Origin of the sequence: Halobacillus sp. Marseille-P3879 (genome assembly GCF_900240285.1) — a bacterium.
Classification (GTDB): Bacteria; Bacillota; Bacilli; order Bacillales; family Halobacillaceae; genus Halobacillus_A.
Map to the genome: position 1 here is coordinate 631,797 of NZ_OESS01000002.1, position 13,802 is coordinate 645,598.

Annotated in this window: 16 protein-coding genes; all 16 read left to right on the top strand. The window is 40.8% G+C overall.

Annotated features, from left to right (window positions below):
- Positions 1-140 precede the first annotated feature (140 nt).
- Complete coding sequence (gene rimP / locus C1A12_RS10965; protein ID WP_101843918.1) at positions 141-614, top strand: ribosome maturation factor RimP; 474 nt, start codon at positions 141-143, stop codon at positions 612-614.
- A gap of 13 nt (positions 615-627) precedes the next feature.
- Entirely contained in the window at positions 628-1,728 is a 1,101-nt protein-coding gene (gene nusA, locus C1A12_RS10970; RefSeq protein WP_101843919.1) for a transcription termination factor NusA, read from the top strand.
- A gap of 12 nt (positions 1,729-1,740) precedes the next feature.
- Entirely contained in the window at positions 1,741-2,016 is a 276-nt protein-coding gene (gene rnpM / locus C1A12_RS10975; protein ID WP_101843920.1) for an RNase P modulator RnpM, read from the top strand.
- Positions 2,013-2,324, top strand: a complete 312-nt coding sequence (locus C1A12_RS10980; RefSeq protein WP_101843921.1) for a YlxQ family RNA-binding protein — start codon at positions 2,013-2,015, stop codon at positions 2,322-2,324. Before rnpM ends, C1A12_RS10980 begins: the two co-directional genes overlap by 4 nt.
- 4 nt (positions 2,325-2,328) lie before the next feature.
- On the top strand, positions 2,329-4,404 hold the full coding sequence (infB, locus tag C1A12_RS10985) for a translation initiation factor IF-2 (RefSeq protein ID WP_101843922.1): 2,076 nt from the start codon (positions 2,329-2,331) through the stop codon (positions 4,402-4,404).
- Positions 4,401-4,679, top strand: a complete 279-nt coding sequence (locus C1A12_RS10990; protein WP_101843923.1) for a DUF503 domain-containing protein — start codon at positions 4,401-4,403, stop codon at positions 4,677-4,679. The genes infB and C1A12_RS10990 overlap by 4 nt, the downstream gene beginning before the upstream one ends.
- Before the next feature lie 26 nt (positions 4,680-4,705).
- Positions 4,706-5,056: a 30S ribosome-binding factor RbfA gene (gene rbfA, locus C1A12_RS10995; RefSeq protein WP_101843924.1), complete on the top strand. Its 351-nt coding sequence runs from the start codon at positions 4,706-4,708 to the stop codon at positions 5,054-5,056.
- Between the two features lie 185 nt (positions 5,057-5,241).
- Positions 5,242-6,138, top strand: a complete 897-nt coding sequence (truB, locus tag C1A12_RS11000) for a tRNA pseudouridine(55) synthase TruB (protein WP_101843925.1) — start codon at positions 5,242-5,244, stop codon at positions 6,136-6,138.
- A 19-nt stretch (positions 6,139-6,157) separates the two neighbouring features.
- Entirely contained in the window at positions 6,158-7,087 is a 930-nt protein-coding gene (locus C1A12_RS11005) for a bifunctional riboflavin kinase/FAD synthetase (RefSeq protein WP_101843926.1), read from the top strand.
- A gap of 165 nt (positions 7,088-7,252) precedes the next feature.
- Entirely contained in the window at positions 7,253-7,522 is a 270-nt protein-coding gene (gene rpsO, locus C1A12_RS11010; RefSeq protein ID WP_082234152.1) for a 30S ribosomal protein S15, read from the top strand.
- Positions 7,523-7,638: 116 nt separating this feature from the next.
- A complete protein-coding gene (pnp, locus tag C1A12_RS11015; protein WP_101843927.1) occupies positions 7,639-9,756 on the top strand; it encodes a polyribonucleotide nucleotidyltransferase in 2,118 nt (705 codons plus the stop codon).
- 111 nt (positions 9,757-9,867) lie between these two features.
- Complete coding sequence (locus C1A12_RS11020) at positions 9,868-10,776, top strand: polysaccharide deacetylase family protein (RefSeq protein ID WP_101843928.1); 909 nt, start codon at positions 9,868-9,870, stop codon at positions 10,774-10,776.
- Positions 10,777-10,791: 15 nt separating this feature from the next.
- The gene (locus C1A12_RS11025) at positions 10,792-11,019 is read left to right on the top strand and encodes a YlmC/YmxH family sporulation protein (RefSeq protein WP_101843929.1); all 228 of its coding nucleotides are present in this window, start codon (positions 10,792-10,794) and stop codon (positions 11,017-11,019) included.
- 126 nt (positions 11,020-11,145) lie between these two features.
- The gene (dpaA, locus tag C1A12_RS11030) at positions 11,146-12,036 is read left to right on the top strand and encodes a dipicolinic acid synthetase subunit A (RefSeq protein ID WP_101843930.1); all 891 of its coding nucleotides are present in this window, start codon (positions 11,146-11,148) and stop codon (positions 12,034-12,036) included.
- A gap of 3 nt (positions 12,037-12,039) precedes the next feature.
- Positions 12,040-12,636 (top strand): dipicolinate synthase subunit B, encoded by a 597-nt coding sequence (locus tag C1A12_RS11035; RefSeq protein WP_101843931.1) that lies wholly within the window; start codon positions 12,040-12,042, stop codon positions 12,634-12,636.
- 102 nt (positions 12,637-12,738) lie between these two features.
- Complete coding sequence (gene asd, locus C1A12_RS11040; protein WP_101843932.1) at positions 12,739-13,785, top strand: aspartate-semialdehyde dehydrogenase; 1,047 nt, start codon at positions 12,739-12,741, stop codon at positions 13,783-13,785.
- Positions 13,786-13,802 lie beyond the last annotated feature (17 nt).

The window sequence follows — 13,802 nt, forward strand, 5'->3', positions numbered from 1 at the left end:
CACTCTTTCGTATATTTTAAGGCATGTTCATGTATTCTATTTCTTGTAAACCGCTATGATTTTTCATAGCGGTTTCATTACGACTCTAAACAGTTAAGTACCTAATTAATAGTGAGATTAGCTAAAGGAGGGATTCGGAGTTGAATCAAAACATAACAAGTGTTACACAGCAATTAGTGGAACCAATTTTAGAACAGATGAACTTAGAATTAGTCGAAGTAGAGTATAAAAAAGAGGGGAAAAACTGGTTTTTGCGTGTCTTTATTGATAAACCAGGAGGCGTAGACATTGAAGAGTGCGGTCAGGTTTCTGAGCTGCTTAGTGAAAAACTTGATGAAACGGATCCGATTGAGGGTGCCTACTTTCTGGAGGTTTCCTCCCCTGGAGCTGAACGACCTCTTAAAACCCCGGCCGACTTCAAAAAGTATGAAGGGGAACACATTTATGTTAAATTATATGAACCCATGGACGGAGAGAAAGAATTTGAAGGAACTTTAGTAAGTTTCGAAAACGACGTTGCTGCGATTGAAATACGAATCAAAGCGCGCAGGAAAAAGCTTGAAGTACCATTTAACAAAATTGCCAAAGCTAATTTGGCTGTAACTTTTAATTAAGGGGGATAAACTCTTGAGTAGTGAACTATTTGATGCCATGAATTATTTAGAAAAGGAAAAAGGCATTGACAAAGATTTGTTGTTGGAGGCTTTAGAAGCAGCTCTTATATCAGCGTATAAGAAAAATTTTAACTCCGCAACAAACGTTCGTGTAGATATTAATGAAGAAGAGGGCAGCATGAAAGTGTTTGCCCGAAAAGTGATCGTAGAGGAAGTTATGGATCCACAGCAGGAAATTTCCCTTGAAGAGGCAAAAGAGAAGAATCCTAATTATGAAGTGGAAGATGTTATTGAAGTCGAAGTAACTCCAATGGACTTTGGAAGAATTGCTGCGCAGGCAGCAAAACAGGTCGTTACCCAACGTGTACGGGAAGCTGAGCGTGGAATCATATATGGAGAATATGTAGATCGTGAAGAGGATGTTATGACAGGGATCATTCAGCGTAAAGATCCACGTTTTGTCTACGTAAACCTCGGGAAAATTGAAGCCAGACTTCCAGAAGGGGAACAAATGCCTACTGAAGTATATGAGGTTCATGATCGCCTTAAAGTGTTCGTCACTAAAGTTGAAAACAGTAACAAAGGCCCGCATATTTATGTTTCCCGCACTCATCCCGGCCTTCTTAAACGATTATTTGAAATGGAAGTACCAGAAATTTATGATGGAACTGTAGAAGTCCGTTCAGTTGCACGTGAGGCTGGGGACCGCTCAAAGATTTCAGTTTTCGCAGAGGATCCGGAAGTAGATCCGGTCGGTTCTTGTGTAGGACAGCGCGGGCAGCGGGTTCAGGCAATTGTTAATGAATTAAAAGGGGAAAAAATCGATATTGTGCAATGGTCGGAAGATCCGATCGAATATGTGTCCAATGCATTAAGCCCTTCTAAAGTCGTAGAAGTTCTGGTAGATGAAGAAGATAAAGCAACAACTGTAGTTGTACCGGATTACCAGCTTTCCCTGGCAATAGGCAAAAGGGGGCAGAATGCAAGACTTGCTGCTAAACTGACAGGTTGGAAAATTGATATCAAGAGTGAAAGTGAAGCATTAGAAGAAGGTATTATTACTGAGAATTCCTCAAAACAGGATTCTGAGTTAGAAGATTTAACGGAAGAGTAAGGAGGGGGGGCGATGGCCCGTTCCAGAAAACAGCCATTACGTAAATGTGTGGTTACTCAAGAGATGAAGCCTAAAAAAGAGCTCATCCGCGTTGTTCGAAACAAAGACGGAGAAGTTTTTGTGGATCAAACCGGAAAACAGAACGGCCGGGGGGCTTATGTATCAAAAAGCCTTGATGTAATAAAGCAAGCAGAGCAAAAACAATCTTTGAACCGTCATTTAAATACGAAAGTAGATATGTCCGTTTATGAAGATTTAAGAAAAGCAGTAGAGGATTCATCTTCATGAGCCAGTATCTTAACCTTCTAGGCATTGCTCTTCGTGCTGGTAAATTAACATTAGGTGAAGAACAGATTGTTAAAGAGATTCAAAACAAGCGGGCAAAGCTTGTGTTACTTGCTAATGATACAGGTAAACAAACAAAAAAGAAGCTGACTGATAAGTGCAGCTTTTATCATATACCCTGCTATGTAGTGGATGATCGTGAAACTCTTTCACAATCCATAGGTAAGTCAGGGAGAGTCGCGATCGCAGTTCTGGATCAAGGATTTGCGAAAAAGTTGCAATCGCTGCTCGATGAATCTATTCGGGGGTGAACGTATGAGTAAAATGCGCGTATATGAATATGCCAAAAAGAATGAACTTTCTAGTAAACAGGTAATTGATAAATTAAAAGAAATGAATGTGGAAGTTTCCAATCATATGTCGACAGTGGAAAACGATGTAAAAGGAAAATTAGATCAGGCTTTCGGCAAAAGTCAATCACAAGCTAAGCCAGCAAACAACAAGCCAGCCGGAAACCAGCAGAAACAGCAGCCTAAAGGTAAAAATAACAATAAAAGCGGCAAGTCAAACAGGAAGAACCAGCGACCGCCGCAAAAACAGCATGGCTCTAAAAATGACAAGCCTAAGCAAAAACAAACGCCAGAAAAAATTACGTACTCCGGTTCTCTTACAGTAAGTGAACTGGCCAAAAAGCTGAATAAAGACTCTACAGAGATTATTAAAAATTTGATGATGCTTGGGGTTATGGCTACTAAAAATCAGGATCTTGATGCTGATTCAATCGAATTAATCTGCGCTGAATATAATGTAGAAGTGGAAGAGGAAGTATTGGTGGATGAAACTGATATTGAAAATCTGACTGTAGAAGATGCTCCCGAAGATCTTCTGGAACGTCCGGCAGTCGTAACAATCATGGGGCACGTTGACCACGGGAAAACTACACTGCTTGATTCTATACGCCATACGAAAGTAACCGAAGGTGAAGCCGGAGGTATAACTCAGCATATCGGAGCTTATCAAGTGGAGGAAAATGATAAAAAAATTACTTTCCTGGATACGCCTGGTCACGCTGCTTTTACAAGTATGCGTTCACGCGGCGCTCAAGTTACTGATATCGCCATTCTGGTCGTAGCTGCAGACGACGGGGTTATGCCGCAGACGAGAGAAGCTATAAATCACGCCAAGGCTGCAGAAGTTCCAATTATCGTTGCTGTTAATAAAATGGATAAAGAAGGAGCAAATCCAGACCGTATTATGCAGGAGTTAATGGAATATGAATTAATTTCTGAAGATTTCGGTGGAGATACAATTTTTGTAAAAATGTCTGCAATCCAGGGTGAAGGTATTGATGAACTGCTTGAGATGATTGTGTTAGTGTCAGAAATGGAAGAGTTTAAAGCCAATCCGAACCGCCCGGCATTTGGTACAGTTATTGAAGCTGAACTAGATAAGGGACGCGGACCTGTGGCCACGCTTCTTGTGCAAAACGGGACACTAAATGTAGGAGATGCGATTGTCGTCGGGAACACATACGGACGTGTCCGTGCTATGGTTAACGATTTAGGCCGCCGAGTAAAAACAGCTGCACCTTCTACCCCTGTAGAAATTACCGGCTTAAACAACGTCCCGCAAGCTGGAGATCGATTCCTTGTTTTTGAGGATGAGAAAAAAGCACGCTCTATTGGGGAGGCCCGTGCTCAGAAACAGCTTGAAGCGGATAGAAGCTCTACGGCCAAAGTCAGCCTTGATGATTTGTTTAGTCAAATCAAAGAAGGAGAAATTAAGGATATTAACTTGATTCTAAAAGGTGATGTACAAGGATCTGTGGAAGCTCTCGCAGGCTCTCTGGAAAAAATCGAAGTCGAAGGCGTAAAAGTTAAAATCATTCACACCGGAGTGGGAGCAATTACAGAATCTGATATTTCGTTAGCTGCTGCTTCCAATGCGATTGTAATTGGTTTTAATGTTCGTCCTGACGGGAATGCTAGAAAGGCGGCAGAATCAGAAGATGTAGAAATCCGTCTCCATAACATTATTTATAAAGTAATGGAGGAGATCGAGGCGGCCATGAAAGGGATGCTTGACCCCGAATATGAAGAGAAAATTATCGGTCAGGTTGAAGTACGGGAAATCTTTAAAGTATCTAAGATTGGCACGATCGCTGGTTCATACGTTACAGATGGTAAAATCACCCGTAATTCAGGAATACGAGTCATTCGTGATGGCGTAGTTATTTACGAAGGTGAAATAGATGCACTCAAACGTTATAAAGACGATGCCAAAGAAGTCATGCAAGGTTATGAGTGTGGAATCACAGTTAAGAACTTTAATGATTTGAAAGTAGGCGACATTATCGAGCCGTATGTTATGGAAGAGATTGAACGCACATGATTTTAAGTGCTGAGGTGGAATGCATTCTCTATGACGCCCAGTCTTTAAAACAAAAGCGTTCCGTTCTAAAGAGGATTCAAACGAGGCTGACAAACGAATATAATATTGCTGTCAGTGAATTGGAATTTCAAGATCTCTGGCAGCGCACCTGCATAGGGATTGTAACGATTGCAAGCAGCAAAGTGATTGCGGAACAAACCATGCAACAAGCGTTGGCCTTAATTGATTCATTTCCTGAGATTGAACGAACAAACACTTTAACTGAATGGTTGTAATGTTGTGGTTGAAGAGGTGAGTGAATATGAACGATTTACGTGCTAACCGTGTAGGGGAGCAAATGAAAAAAGAACTAACTGATATTATCAGTAAGAAAATCAAGGACCCAAGAGTAGGTTTTGTAACGGTTACAGAGGTTAAAGTGACGGGCGACCTGCAGCAGGCGAAAGTTTTTATCTCTGTACTCGGCGATGACAAACAAAAGCACGATACCCTCGTGGGTCTTGCTAAAGCAAAAGGTTTTATTCGTTCAGAGATTGGGCAAAGAATTCGTCTTAGAAAAACACCTGAGATCACGTTTGAATTCGACGAAGCCATTGAACGGGGTAACAGAATTGAAACAATTCTTAAGGATTTGAATGATACGGACGATTAATCCATTCTCTAATGATCCCCTTTTACTGGTCATTGACTATTTAAATCCGTGCTGCTTTAGCACGGATTTCTTAGTGTTCTTAAATACCATGAGATATTAAATTCAATTAACACCATAAAGACAATGCTGAACAAGTCGACCGCACTTTAGTTCTGCATGATCTTTTATTGAAGGGATGCAGTAGTATGAACGGTATTTTACCATTATGGAAAGAGAAAGGGTTTACTTCTCATGACTGCGTAAGCAAAGCAAGAGGAATGCTGAAAACGAAGAAAATCGGCCATACTGGAACTCTTGATCCTGAAGTGGAGGGGGTGCTTCCTCTGTGTATCGGTAAAGCCACCAGGATCGTGCCTTTTTTAACAGATACAGATAAAGTATATGAAGCTGTCGTGACACTAGGAAGTGCAACAGAGACTGAAGATGCCCATGGGGAAGTAATTGAAACTCGTCCGGTTCAACATCCTCCTGCTATAGAAGAGATTGAACAAACCATTCACCAATTTAAAGGGGAAATAACCCAGATTCCGCCTATGTATTCTGCTGTTAAAGTAAATGGGAAACGGTTATATCAGTATGCCCGGGAAGGAATTAAAGTAGAGCGCCCTGAAAGAAACGTCGCTATTAAAGAGATCATACTTGATAAAGAGTCAGTTGTCTTTGATGGAGACAGTTTAAATTTTAAAGTAATGGTAACTTGTTCAAAAGGTACATATATACGGACGCTGTGTGTGGATATTGGTAAGGCATTAGGGTATCCAGCCCATATGTCTTCACTCATTCGTTTCAGTACGGGAGGCATTAGCAAGGAGCAGTGTTATACCTTTTCTCAACTTCAACAATTAGTAGATACAAGAGCGATAGAAGAAGCTTTATTACCAATTAGTGAAGGGCTAACTCATCTTAACAAAATGCATATTAATGAAGATGAGCGATTTGCCTTTGAGCACGGTCAGGTACTTCCCCGACCAAAGAATGCCCAAAATGATCCATTTGTTGTAATATGTAATAAAGAAGTGGTTGCCATTTATCAGCAGCATCCTTCAAAACCTGATAAAATTAAACCAATGCGAGTATTTTGATCTTAAGCAGGTGAGTAAAATGAAAACCATTTATTTAAGTGAAAAAGACACGGCACCTGAGCTTCCACCCTGTGCTTTAGCCGTCGGATTTTTTGATGGAGTGCATAAAGGGCATCAGCGTGTCATTTTAACCGCAAAAAGTAAAGCCGAAGAGCTGGGAATTCAAAGTGCAGTAATGACTTTTGATCCCCATCCATCAGTGGTTTTAAACCAGAAAGTAAAGCATGCGAAATATATCACTCCTCTGGCGGAAAAAGAATTGATTTTGAATTCTTTGGGGATTGATGTTTTATTTGTCGTTCATTTTGACCGGAAGCTTGCATCGTTGTCTCCGCAAAACTTTGTTGAAAAATTTTTCATTTCCCTTAATGTCCGCCATGTCGTGGCGGGCTTTGACTTCAGTTTTGGTTTTAAAGGACAAGGGTCCATGAAGCTGCTTCCTGAATACGCTAATAACCGTTTTACTACTACTACGGTAGAGAAAGTAACGGAAAATGATGAGAAAATTAGTTCAACAAGAATCCGACGGCTTCTCGATAAAGGTGATACATCGAAAGTTGGACAATTATTAGACCGCCCATATTCTATTACTGGTGAAGTTATTTCCGGGGACCAGCGTGGACGCACAATTGGTTATCCTACAGCCAATGTAAGCATAAATGCTGATTATTATATGCCAAAAAACGGTGTATACGCTGTGAAAGTTATGTTGAATGGGAAAGAATACAATGGAATGGCAAATCTAGGATTTAAACCAACGTTTAGTAACGAAGAGGTCAAATTCCTTGAGGTTCATATGTTTGATTTTAACGAGGACATATATGGCTGTCGAATAAGCGTTCTCTTTTATGAATATATCCGTGAGGAAGTTAAGTTTGACGGCATTGAAGCGCTTGTTGTTCAGCTTCATGCTGATGAACTGAAAGCAAGGGGATTACTGGAATACTAAGTCTAAGCGGAAAAGCGTAAGGCTCACAGTAAAATTCTCCTTTTTCCTTGCAATTTACCGCTAAAAATTGTACCCTTTAATATGGAACCTTCGCTTGGCGGAACGTAACTCCGGCGTCCGCTCGGGGAATGGGAATTCTAAATTTTTATAGGAGGTGTAGCTATAATGGCTATCACACAAGAACGTAAGCAGGAATTAATCAATGAGTACAAAACTCACGAAAATGACACAGGATCTGCAGAAGTACAGATTGCTGTTCTTACTGAACAAATCACGAACTTGAATGAGCACTTGCGTACGCATAAGCAAGATCACCATTCTCGTCGTGGACTGCTTAAAATGGTAGGTAGACGCCGTAACTTACTCAACTACCTGCGTAATAAAGACATTACACGTTACCGTGAGTTAATTAAGAGCCTTGGTCTACGTCGCTAATGCAGAAGAGAAAAGCGGGAGTAAATCCCGCTTTTTCTGTATGTTTACATAAAATAAGTGTAAACTGTTTGATATATTCTATTATTTATTGGTGATTGAGAGGAGTAAAATACTTTATGGCAGAAGAAAATCAAGTGTTTTCTATTGATGTAGCCGGTCGGACGTTTTCTGTAGAAGTAGGAGAACTGGCTAAGCAGGCCAGTGGTGCAGCCATGATTAAATATGGCGACACATCAGTTCTTTCTGCAGCAACCGGTTCTAGAGAACCTAAGGACTTACCGTTTTTTCCTTTGACGGTTAATTATGAAGAAAGATTATATGCGGTAGGTAAAATACCTGGAGGTTTTATAAAAAGAGAGGGTCGTCCGAGTGACAAAGCTGTATTGGCTTCACGGTTAATTGACCGTCCTATTCGTCCTTTGTTCCCAGTTGGATTTAGAAACGACGTTCAGGTTATCAGTACAGTGATGAGTGTGGATCAGGACTGTTCTACCGAAATGGCAGCGATGCTGGGCTCATCTATTGCCCTGGGGATTTCAGATATTCCATTTGAAGGACCTATTGCCGGAGTCGTTGTAGGTCGAGTTAATGGAGAGTTTATTATTAATCCTACAGTAAAACAGCAGGAAGAAAGTGATATCGATCTGACCGTCGCAGGTACTAAAGACGCGATTAACATGGTGGAAGCAGGAGCACTCGAAGTTTCTGAAGAAGATATGCTTGAAGCCATCATGCTTGGTCATGAAGAAATTAAACGTCTTGTAGCCTTCCAGGAAGAAATTATTGAAGCTGTCGGAAAAGAAAAGATGGAAGTCCAGCTGTTTGATCTTGATCAGGAACTCAAAGACAAAGTTGAGGATGAGGCGAGAGAGCCTTTAGTTACCGCAATTAAGACTGAAGAGAAGAAAGCTCGTGAAGAAGCAATTGACGATGCAAAGAAAGCTATTGTAGAAGCTTATGAAGAGTTAGAAGCTGATGAAGAAACGATTAAACAAGTGAAATCCATCCTTGATAATATTGTTAAAGAAGAAGTGCGGCGTCTGATTACGAAAGAGAAAATCCGCCCTGATGGACGGGGAGTCGATGAGATCCGTAAACTTTCATCTCGAGTAGGTATTCTGCCCCGCACGCACGGTTCAGGATTGTTTACCCGTGGACAGACCCAGGCTTTAAGTATTTGCACCTTAGGGGCGCTTGGGGATGTGCAGATTCTGGACGGACTGGACCTCGAAGAATCCAAGCGTTTTATGCACCATTACAATTTCCCGCATTATTCAGTAGGAGAGACGGGGCCAATCCGTGGACCTGGACGACGTGAAATAGGCCATGGAGCTTTAGGAGAACGTGCTTTGGAAGTGGTAATTCCTTCTGAGAAAGAATTTCCTTATACAATCCGCCTTGTTTCAGAAGTATTAGAGTCAAATGGTTCCACTTCCCAGGCTAGTATTTGTGCGAGTACGCTGGCTATGATGGATGCCGGTGTTCCATTAAAGGCACCAGTGGCAGGGATTGCTATGGGTCTTGTTAAGTCAGGAGAAGATTATACGATCTTAACTGATATTCAAGGTATGGAAGACTTTCTTGGGGACATGGACTTTAAAGTTGCAGGGACGGAAAAAGGGATTACTGCACTTCAAATGGACATTAAAATTGAAGGTCTTTCCCGTCAGATCTTAGAGGAAGCTCTTGAACAGGCTAAAAAAGGACGCATGGAGATTCTAAGCTCAATGATGGCTACTCTTCCAGAATCAAGAAGCGAACTTTCTCAGTACGCGCCTAAGATTATGACTATGAAGATTAATCCTGATAAGATCCGCGATGTCATTGGGCCAAGCGGAAAACAGATTAATCAAATCATTGACGATACCGGCGTTAAAATTGATATCGAGCAAGATGGCACGGTGTTCGTATCTTCTACCGATGCTGAGATGAATAAAGTAGCCATGAAGATTATTGAAGATATAGTTCGTGAAGTAGAGGCTGGGGAAGTTTATGAAGGAACGGTAAAACGTGTAGAGAAGTTTGGCGCATTTGTTGAACTGTTCAAAGGAAAAGAAGGTCTTGTGCATATTTCCGAACTGGCTGAGGAACGCATAGGTAAAGTTGAAGATGTCGTATCTGTCGGTGACTCAATTAAGGTGAAAGTAAAAGAAATTGATAAACAGGGCAGAATTAATTTGTCAAGAAAAGCAATTCTCATAGATGAGAAAAAAGCGAAAGAAACAACCGAGTAATAAAACAAGGAGACTGGTCAGCCAGTTTCTTTTTTTATGTCTTTTTACATAAGCCACTTAGTATAAGGCTGTCCATTTACGCATAGACATGGAGTAAAGGGGGAGTGCCTGATGAGTGGATTAATACGGCTTTTTGCAGCGATCATATTAACTGCCACTTTGTTTGTCGTTACAATTAATTCCGCCAGTGAACCTGTAGCGAATACATCCTCCTTAGAAGAAACGATTAAACAAAAAGCGAAAGAATATTATATGCCGCCAAAAGATGCATATATTGATAAAGTATGGAAAAAAACTCCTGGTCTCAATGGCAAGAAAGTAAACATAAAACAATCCTATCAAAACATGAAAAAAGACGGAGTATTTGATGAAAAGAAAATTGTTTACGATGAGGTTCCTCCATCCACTTCTCTAGGAGACCTTCCCTCTGCACCAATTTATCGAGGCAGCAGCGGGAAAGAGATGGTCAGTTTTCTCATTAATGTATCCTGGGGAGAAGAGTATATTCCTGAAATTCTCCAGGTATTAAATAAACACAAAATAAAAGCAAACTTTTTCATTGACGGGGCTTTTGCCAGGCAGAATAAAAAGTTAGTGACGATGATAGTAGAAGACGGCCATATAATAGGAAGTCACGGATATAATCACCCTGATTTCTCTAAATTAGACTCGGCTGTGACAAGAGAGAACCTAACAAAAACAAATGAAATACTTGAAGCTTTTACAGATACGAAGGTTGAATTCTTTGCACCTCCGTCCGGCAGCTTTACTGACATTACAGTTAATGAAGCTGACGCCCTGGAAATGGAAACTATACTATGGTCTGTTGATACCATTGATTGGAAAAAACCGACGAAGGATGTTCTCATACATCGTGTAATCTCTAAACTTCACAATGGAGCTACTATCCTTATGCATCCAACAAAGGTAACTTCTGAAAGTCTAGATGAATTGATAACGCAGATTAAAAGTGATTACAGAATAGTGGATTTTCCTCAGTTAATTAGTGAGAAGCACTAAAAGGAGGCGCAGTAAATGAGGTTAAAGCAGCTTTCCATGAAAGAAGTTATTGACATCAAAGAAGGAAAGAAGCTTGGAGTACTTGGCCAGGCTGACTTAAAAATTGACCCAGAAAGCGGGGAAATCTTATCACTTATCATTTTAAATAAAGGACTCCTTCACCCGAGAGCCGAAACTGTGATCGACTGGAATCATGTGGAAATTATAGGGGAAGATACAATTTTAATTAACAATGAGCTGTGACATGATGTCACAGCTTTTTTTGTGCTTTCATAGACTGCTTAAAGTGAGGATTTAGAACACACTTACGAACCTAAATCTGCATACGATACAAGGAGATGAAACCTAATAAAAAGGAGACTTTCCGGAATGCTGACAGGATTCCATGTTGCGGTTATAGGCGGGGATGCCCGCCAGATTGAAATTATACGAAGACTACATGAATGGGATGCACAAGTGTACTTAGCCGGGTTTGATCAACTAAATGGCAGTTTTACTGAGTGTATTGACCTGGACTTTGAAGGTTCTCATGTAGAGAAACTCGATGCTGTCATTCTTCCTATCTCTGGAACAGATGAAAATGGGTGTGTTGACGGTATTTTTACTAACCAAACCCTGTGTTTACAGGCTGATTGGCTGAAGAAAACACCAGCTCACTGCCAGATTTATTCAGGCATCGCAAACAACACACTTATTAAAATTGCTGAAGATTCAAATCGAGAACTGATTCCATTAATGAACCGAGATGATGTAGCCATTTACAATTCTATACCTACAGTAGAAGGAACCCTTATGATGGCGATCCAGCACACGGATTTTACCATTCATGGATCAAAGGTAGTTATTTTTGGTTTAGGGCGAGTAGGGATGAGTTTAGCTCGTGTATTTGATCAACTTGGTGCAAAAGTAACAGTGGGGGTACGTTCTAACTCTGGCGCAGCACGGGTTCATGAAATGGGCCTTGATTTTATTGATATGAGAAACGTCAGTTCTTATGAAATGAACTATGATTACTTGATCAATACTGTTCCTGCTCCTGTAGTAGACGCTTCTATTATAAAGAAGCTCCCATCTCATGCTCTGATTTTAGACCTTGCCTCTAAACCAGGAGGCACAGATTTTCGTTATGCGGAAAAAAGAGGCATTAAAGCTATATTATTACCTGGTTTACCTGGACTTGTAGCACCCAAAACAGCAGGACGAATCGTGGCTGGTGTCATTTGTAAAGAATTACAAGAGCTTGATCGAAAGGTGGAGTAATGAATGGCTAGTTTAAAAGGAAAAACTATAGGATTTGGATTAACGGGCTCCCATTGCACGTATCACGAAGTGTTTCCGATCTTAAAACAGTTGAAAGATCTAGGGGCCGAGATCGTTCCCGTCTTATCCTATACCGTTCAAAAAACAGATACAAGGTTCGGTGAAGCAGCCGAGCATGTAAAAACGATTGAAAAGATAACAGGTGAACCCATAATTATGACGATTCCGGATGCGGAACCACTTGGGCCGAAAAGGCCTTTGGATTGTATGGTAATTGCCCCTATGACTGGAAATTCCACGAGTAAATTCGCTAACGCTTTAACCGACTCACCCGTTTTAATGGCAGCTAAGGCTACCCTTCGAAACGAGCAGCCAGTGGTACTTGCGATATCTACAAACGATGCGTTAGGATTAAACGGAGTAAACGTTATGAAATTAATGGCAGCGAAGAATATTTATTTTGTTCCTTTTGGTCAAGACCATCCGTTTAAGAAACCAAATTCTTTGGTGGCTGATATGACGCTTATACCTGAAACTATTGAAGCAGCACTAGATGGAAAACAAAAGCAGCCTGTTTTGATTGAACGTTACCAGGCGTAAATCTATTTTTTCATAACAGTTTCTTGAGCAAGTATGATAGAATAACAAATAGTGACTCTTAACGACAGTTGAACCATTATATACGTGAAAGGGGATATCTTTATGACACAATCTAACCAATATAACATAGCAGTAGTAGGTGCTACAGGAGCGGTCGGACAAAAGATGCTTGAAACACTGGAAGACCGTGACTTTCCAATTAAGGAATTAAAATTATTATCATCCAGCCGTTCAGCAGGAACTAAAGTAACCTTTAAGAATGCTGAATATACAGTTGAAGAAGCGACACCGGAAAGCTTTGAAAATATTGATATAGCTCTTTTTTCTGCAGGCGGGTCTGTCTCGAAAAAACTTGCTCCTGAAGCTGTGAAAAGAGGCGCATTAGTAATCGATAACACGAGTGCTTATCGAATGGACGAAAGTGTCCCGCTAGTTGTGCCTGAAGTTAATGAACATGATATTAAAGAGCATAACGGCATTATTGCTAATCCGAACTGTTCAACTATTCAAATGGTTGCGGCACTAGAGCCGATCAAACAAAAATTAGGTTTAAACCGGGTTATTGTTTCTACCTACCAGGCTGTTTCCGGTGCGGGAAATGAAGCGGCGGATGAGTTGAGAGATCAGTCTCAGGCATTCCTGAACGGAGAAGATTTAGAAGCCAATATTTTGCCGGTAGGCGGGGATAAAAAACACTATCCGATTGCATTTAACGCTCTGCCGCAAATTGACGTATTCCAGGATAATGGATATACCTTTGAAGAGATGAAAATGATTAATGAAACGAAGAAAATTATGCATGCTCCTTCTCTACAGGTAGCAGCAACATGCGTTCGCTTACCTTTCTTTACTTCTCACGCAGAAAGTGTGTATGTGGAAGTGGATCAGGAAGGAGTAACGGTAGATCAAGTTAAAACCCTAATAGGTGAAGCAGAAGGAATTGTGCTTGAAGATGATCCTTCAACCCAATCCTATCCGACACCATTAAGCGCTGCAGGAAAACGCGATGTCTTTGTGGGCCGAATTCGTAAGGACCTTGATCAGGAGAATGGGTTCCACCTTTGGGTAGTCTCTGATAACTTGCTTAAAGGGGCTGCTTGGAATTCTGTACAAATCGCTGAACGTGTAATTGCTAATCAGTGGTTGTAATTTGAATAACATTGAGG

What these genes read in the sequence shown, in the direction of transcription:
- rnpM (WP_101843920.1), top strand. Translation starts at nt 1,741, where the DNA reads ATGGCCCGTTCCAGAAAACAGCCATTACGTAAATGTGTGGTTACTCAA.
- C1A12_RS10980 (WP_101843921.1), top strand. Translation starts at nt 2,013, where the DNA reads ATGAGCCAGTATCTTAACCTTCTAGGCATTGCTCTTCGTGCTGGTAAA.
- infB (WP_101843922.1), top strand. Translation starts at nt 2,329, where the DNA reads ATGAGTAAAATGCGCGTATATGAATATGCCAAAAAGAATGAACTTTCT.
- C1A12_RS10990 (WP_101843923.1), top strand. Translation starts at nt 4,401, where the DNA reads ATGATTTTAAGTGCTGAGGTGGAATGCATTCTCTATGACGCCCAGTCT.
- rbfA (WP_101843924.1), top strand. Translation starts at nt 4,706, where the DNA reads ATGAACGATTTACGTGCTAACCGTGTAGGGGAGCAAATGAAAAAAGAA.
- truB (WP_101843925.1), top strand. Translation starts at nt 5,242, where the DNA reads ATGAACGGTATTTTACCATTATGGAAAGAGAAAGGGTTTACTTCTCAT.
- C1A12_RS11005 (WP_101843926.1), top strand. Translation starts at nt 6,158, where the DNA reads ATGAAAACCATTTATTTAAGTGAAAAAGACACGGCACCTGAGCTTCCA.
- rpsO (WP_082234152.1), top strand. Translation starts at nt 7,253, where the DNA reads ATGGCTATCACACAAGAACGTAAGCAGGAATTAATCAATGAGTACAAA.
- pnp (WP_101843927.1), top strand. Translation starts at nt 7,639, where the DNA reads ATGGCAGAAGAAAATCAAGTGTTTTCTATTGATGTAGCCGGTCGGACG.
- C1A12_RS11020 (WP_101843928.1), top strand. Translation starts at nt 9,868, where the DNA reads ATGAGTGGATTAATACGGCTTTTTGCAGCGATCATATTAACTGCCACT.
- C1A12_RS11025 (WP_101843929.1), top strand. Translation starts at nt 10,792, where the DNA reads ATGAGGTTAAAGCAGCTTTCCATGAAAGAAGTTATTGACATCAAAGAA.
- dpaA (WP_101843930.1), top strand. Translation starts at nt 11,146, where the DNA reads ATGCTGACAGGATTCCATGTTGCGGTTATAGGCGGGGATGCCCGCCAG.
- C1A12_RS11035 (WP_101843931.1), top strand. Translation starts at nt 12,040, where the DNA reads ATGGCTAGTTTAAAAGGAAAAACTATAGGATTTGGATTAACGGGCTCC.
- asd (WP_101843932.1), top strand. Translation starts at nt 12,739, where the DNA reads ATGACACAATCTAACCAATATAACATAGCAGTAGTAGGTGCTACAGGA.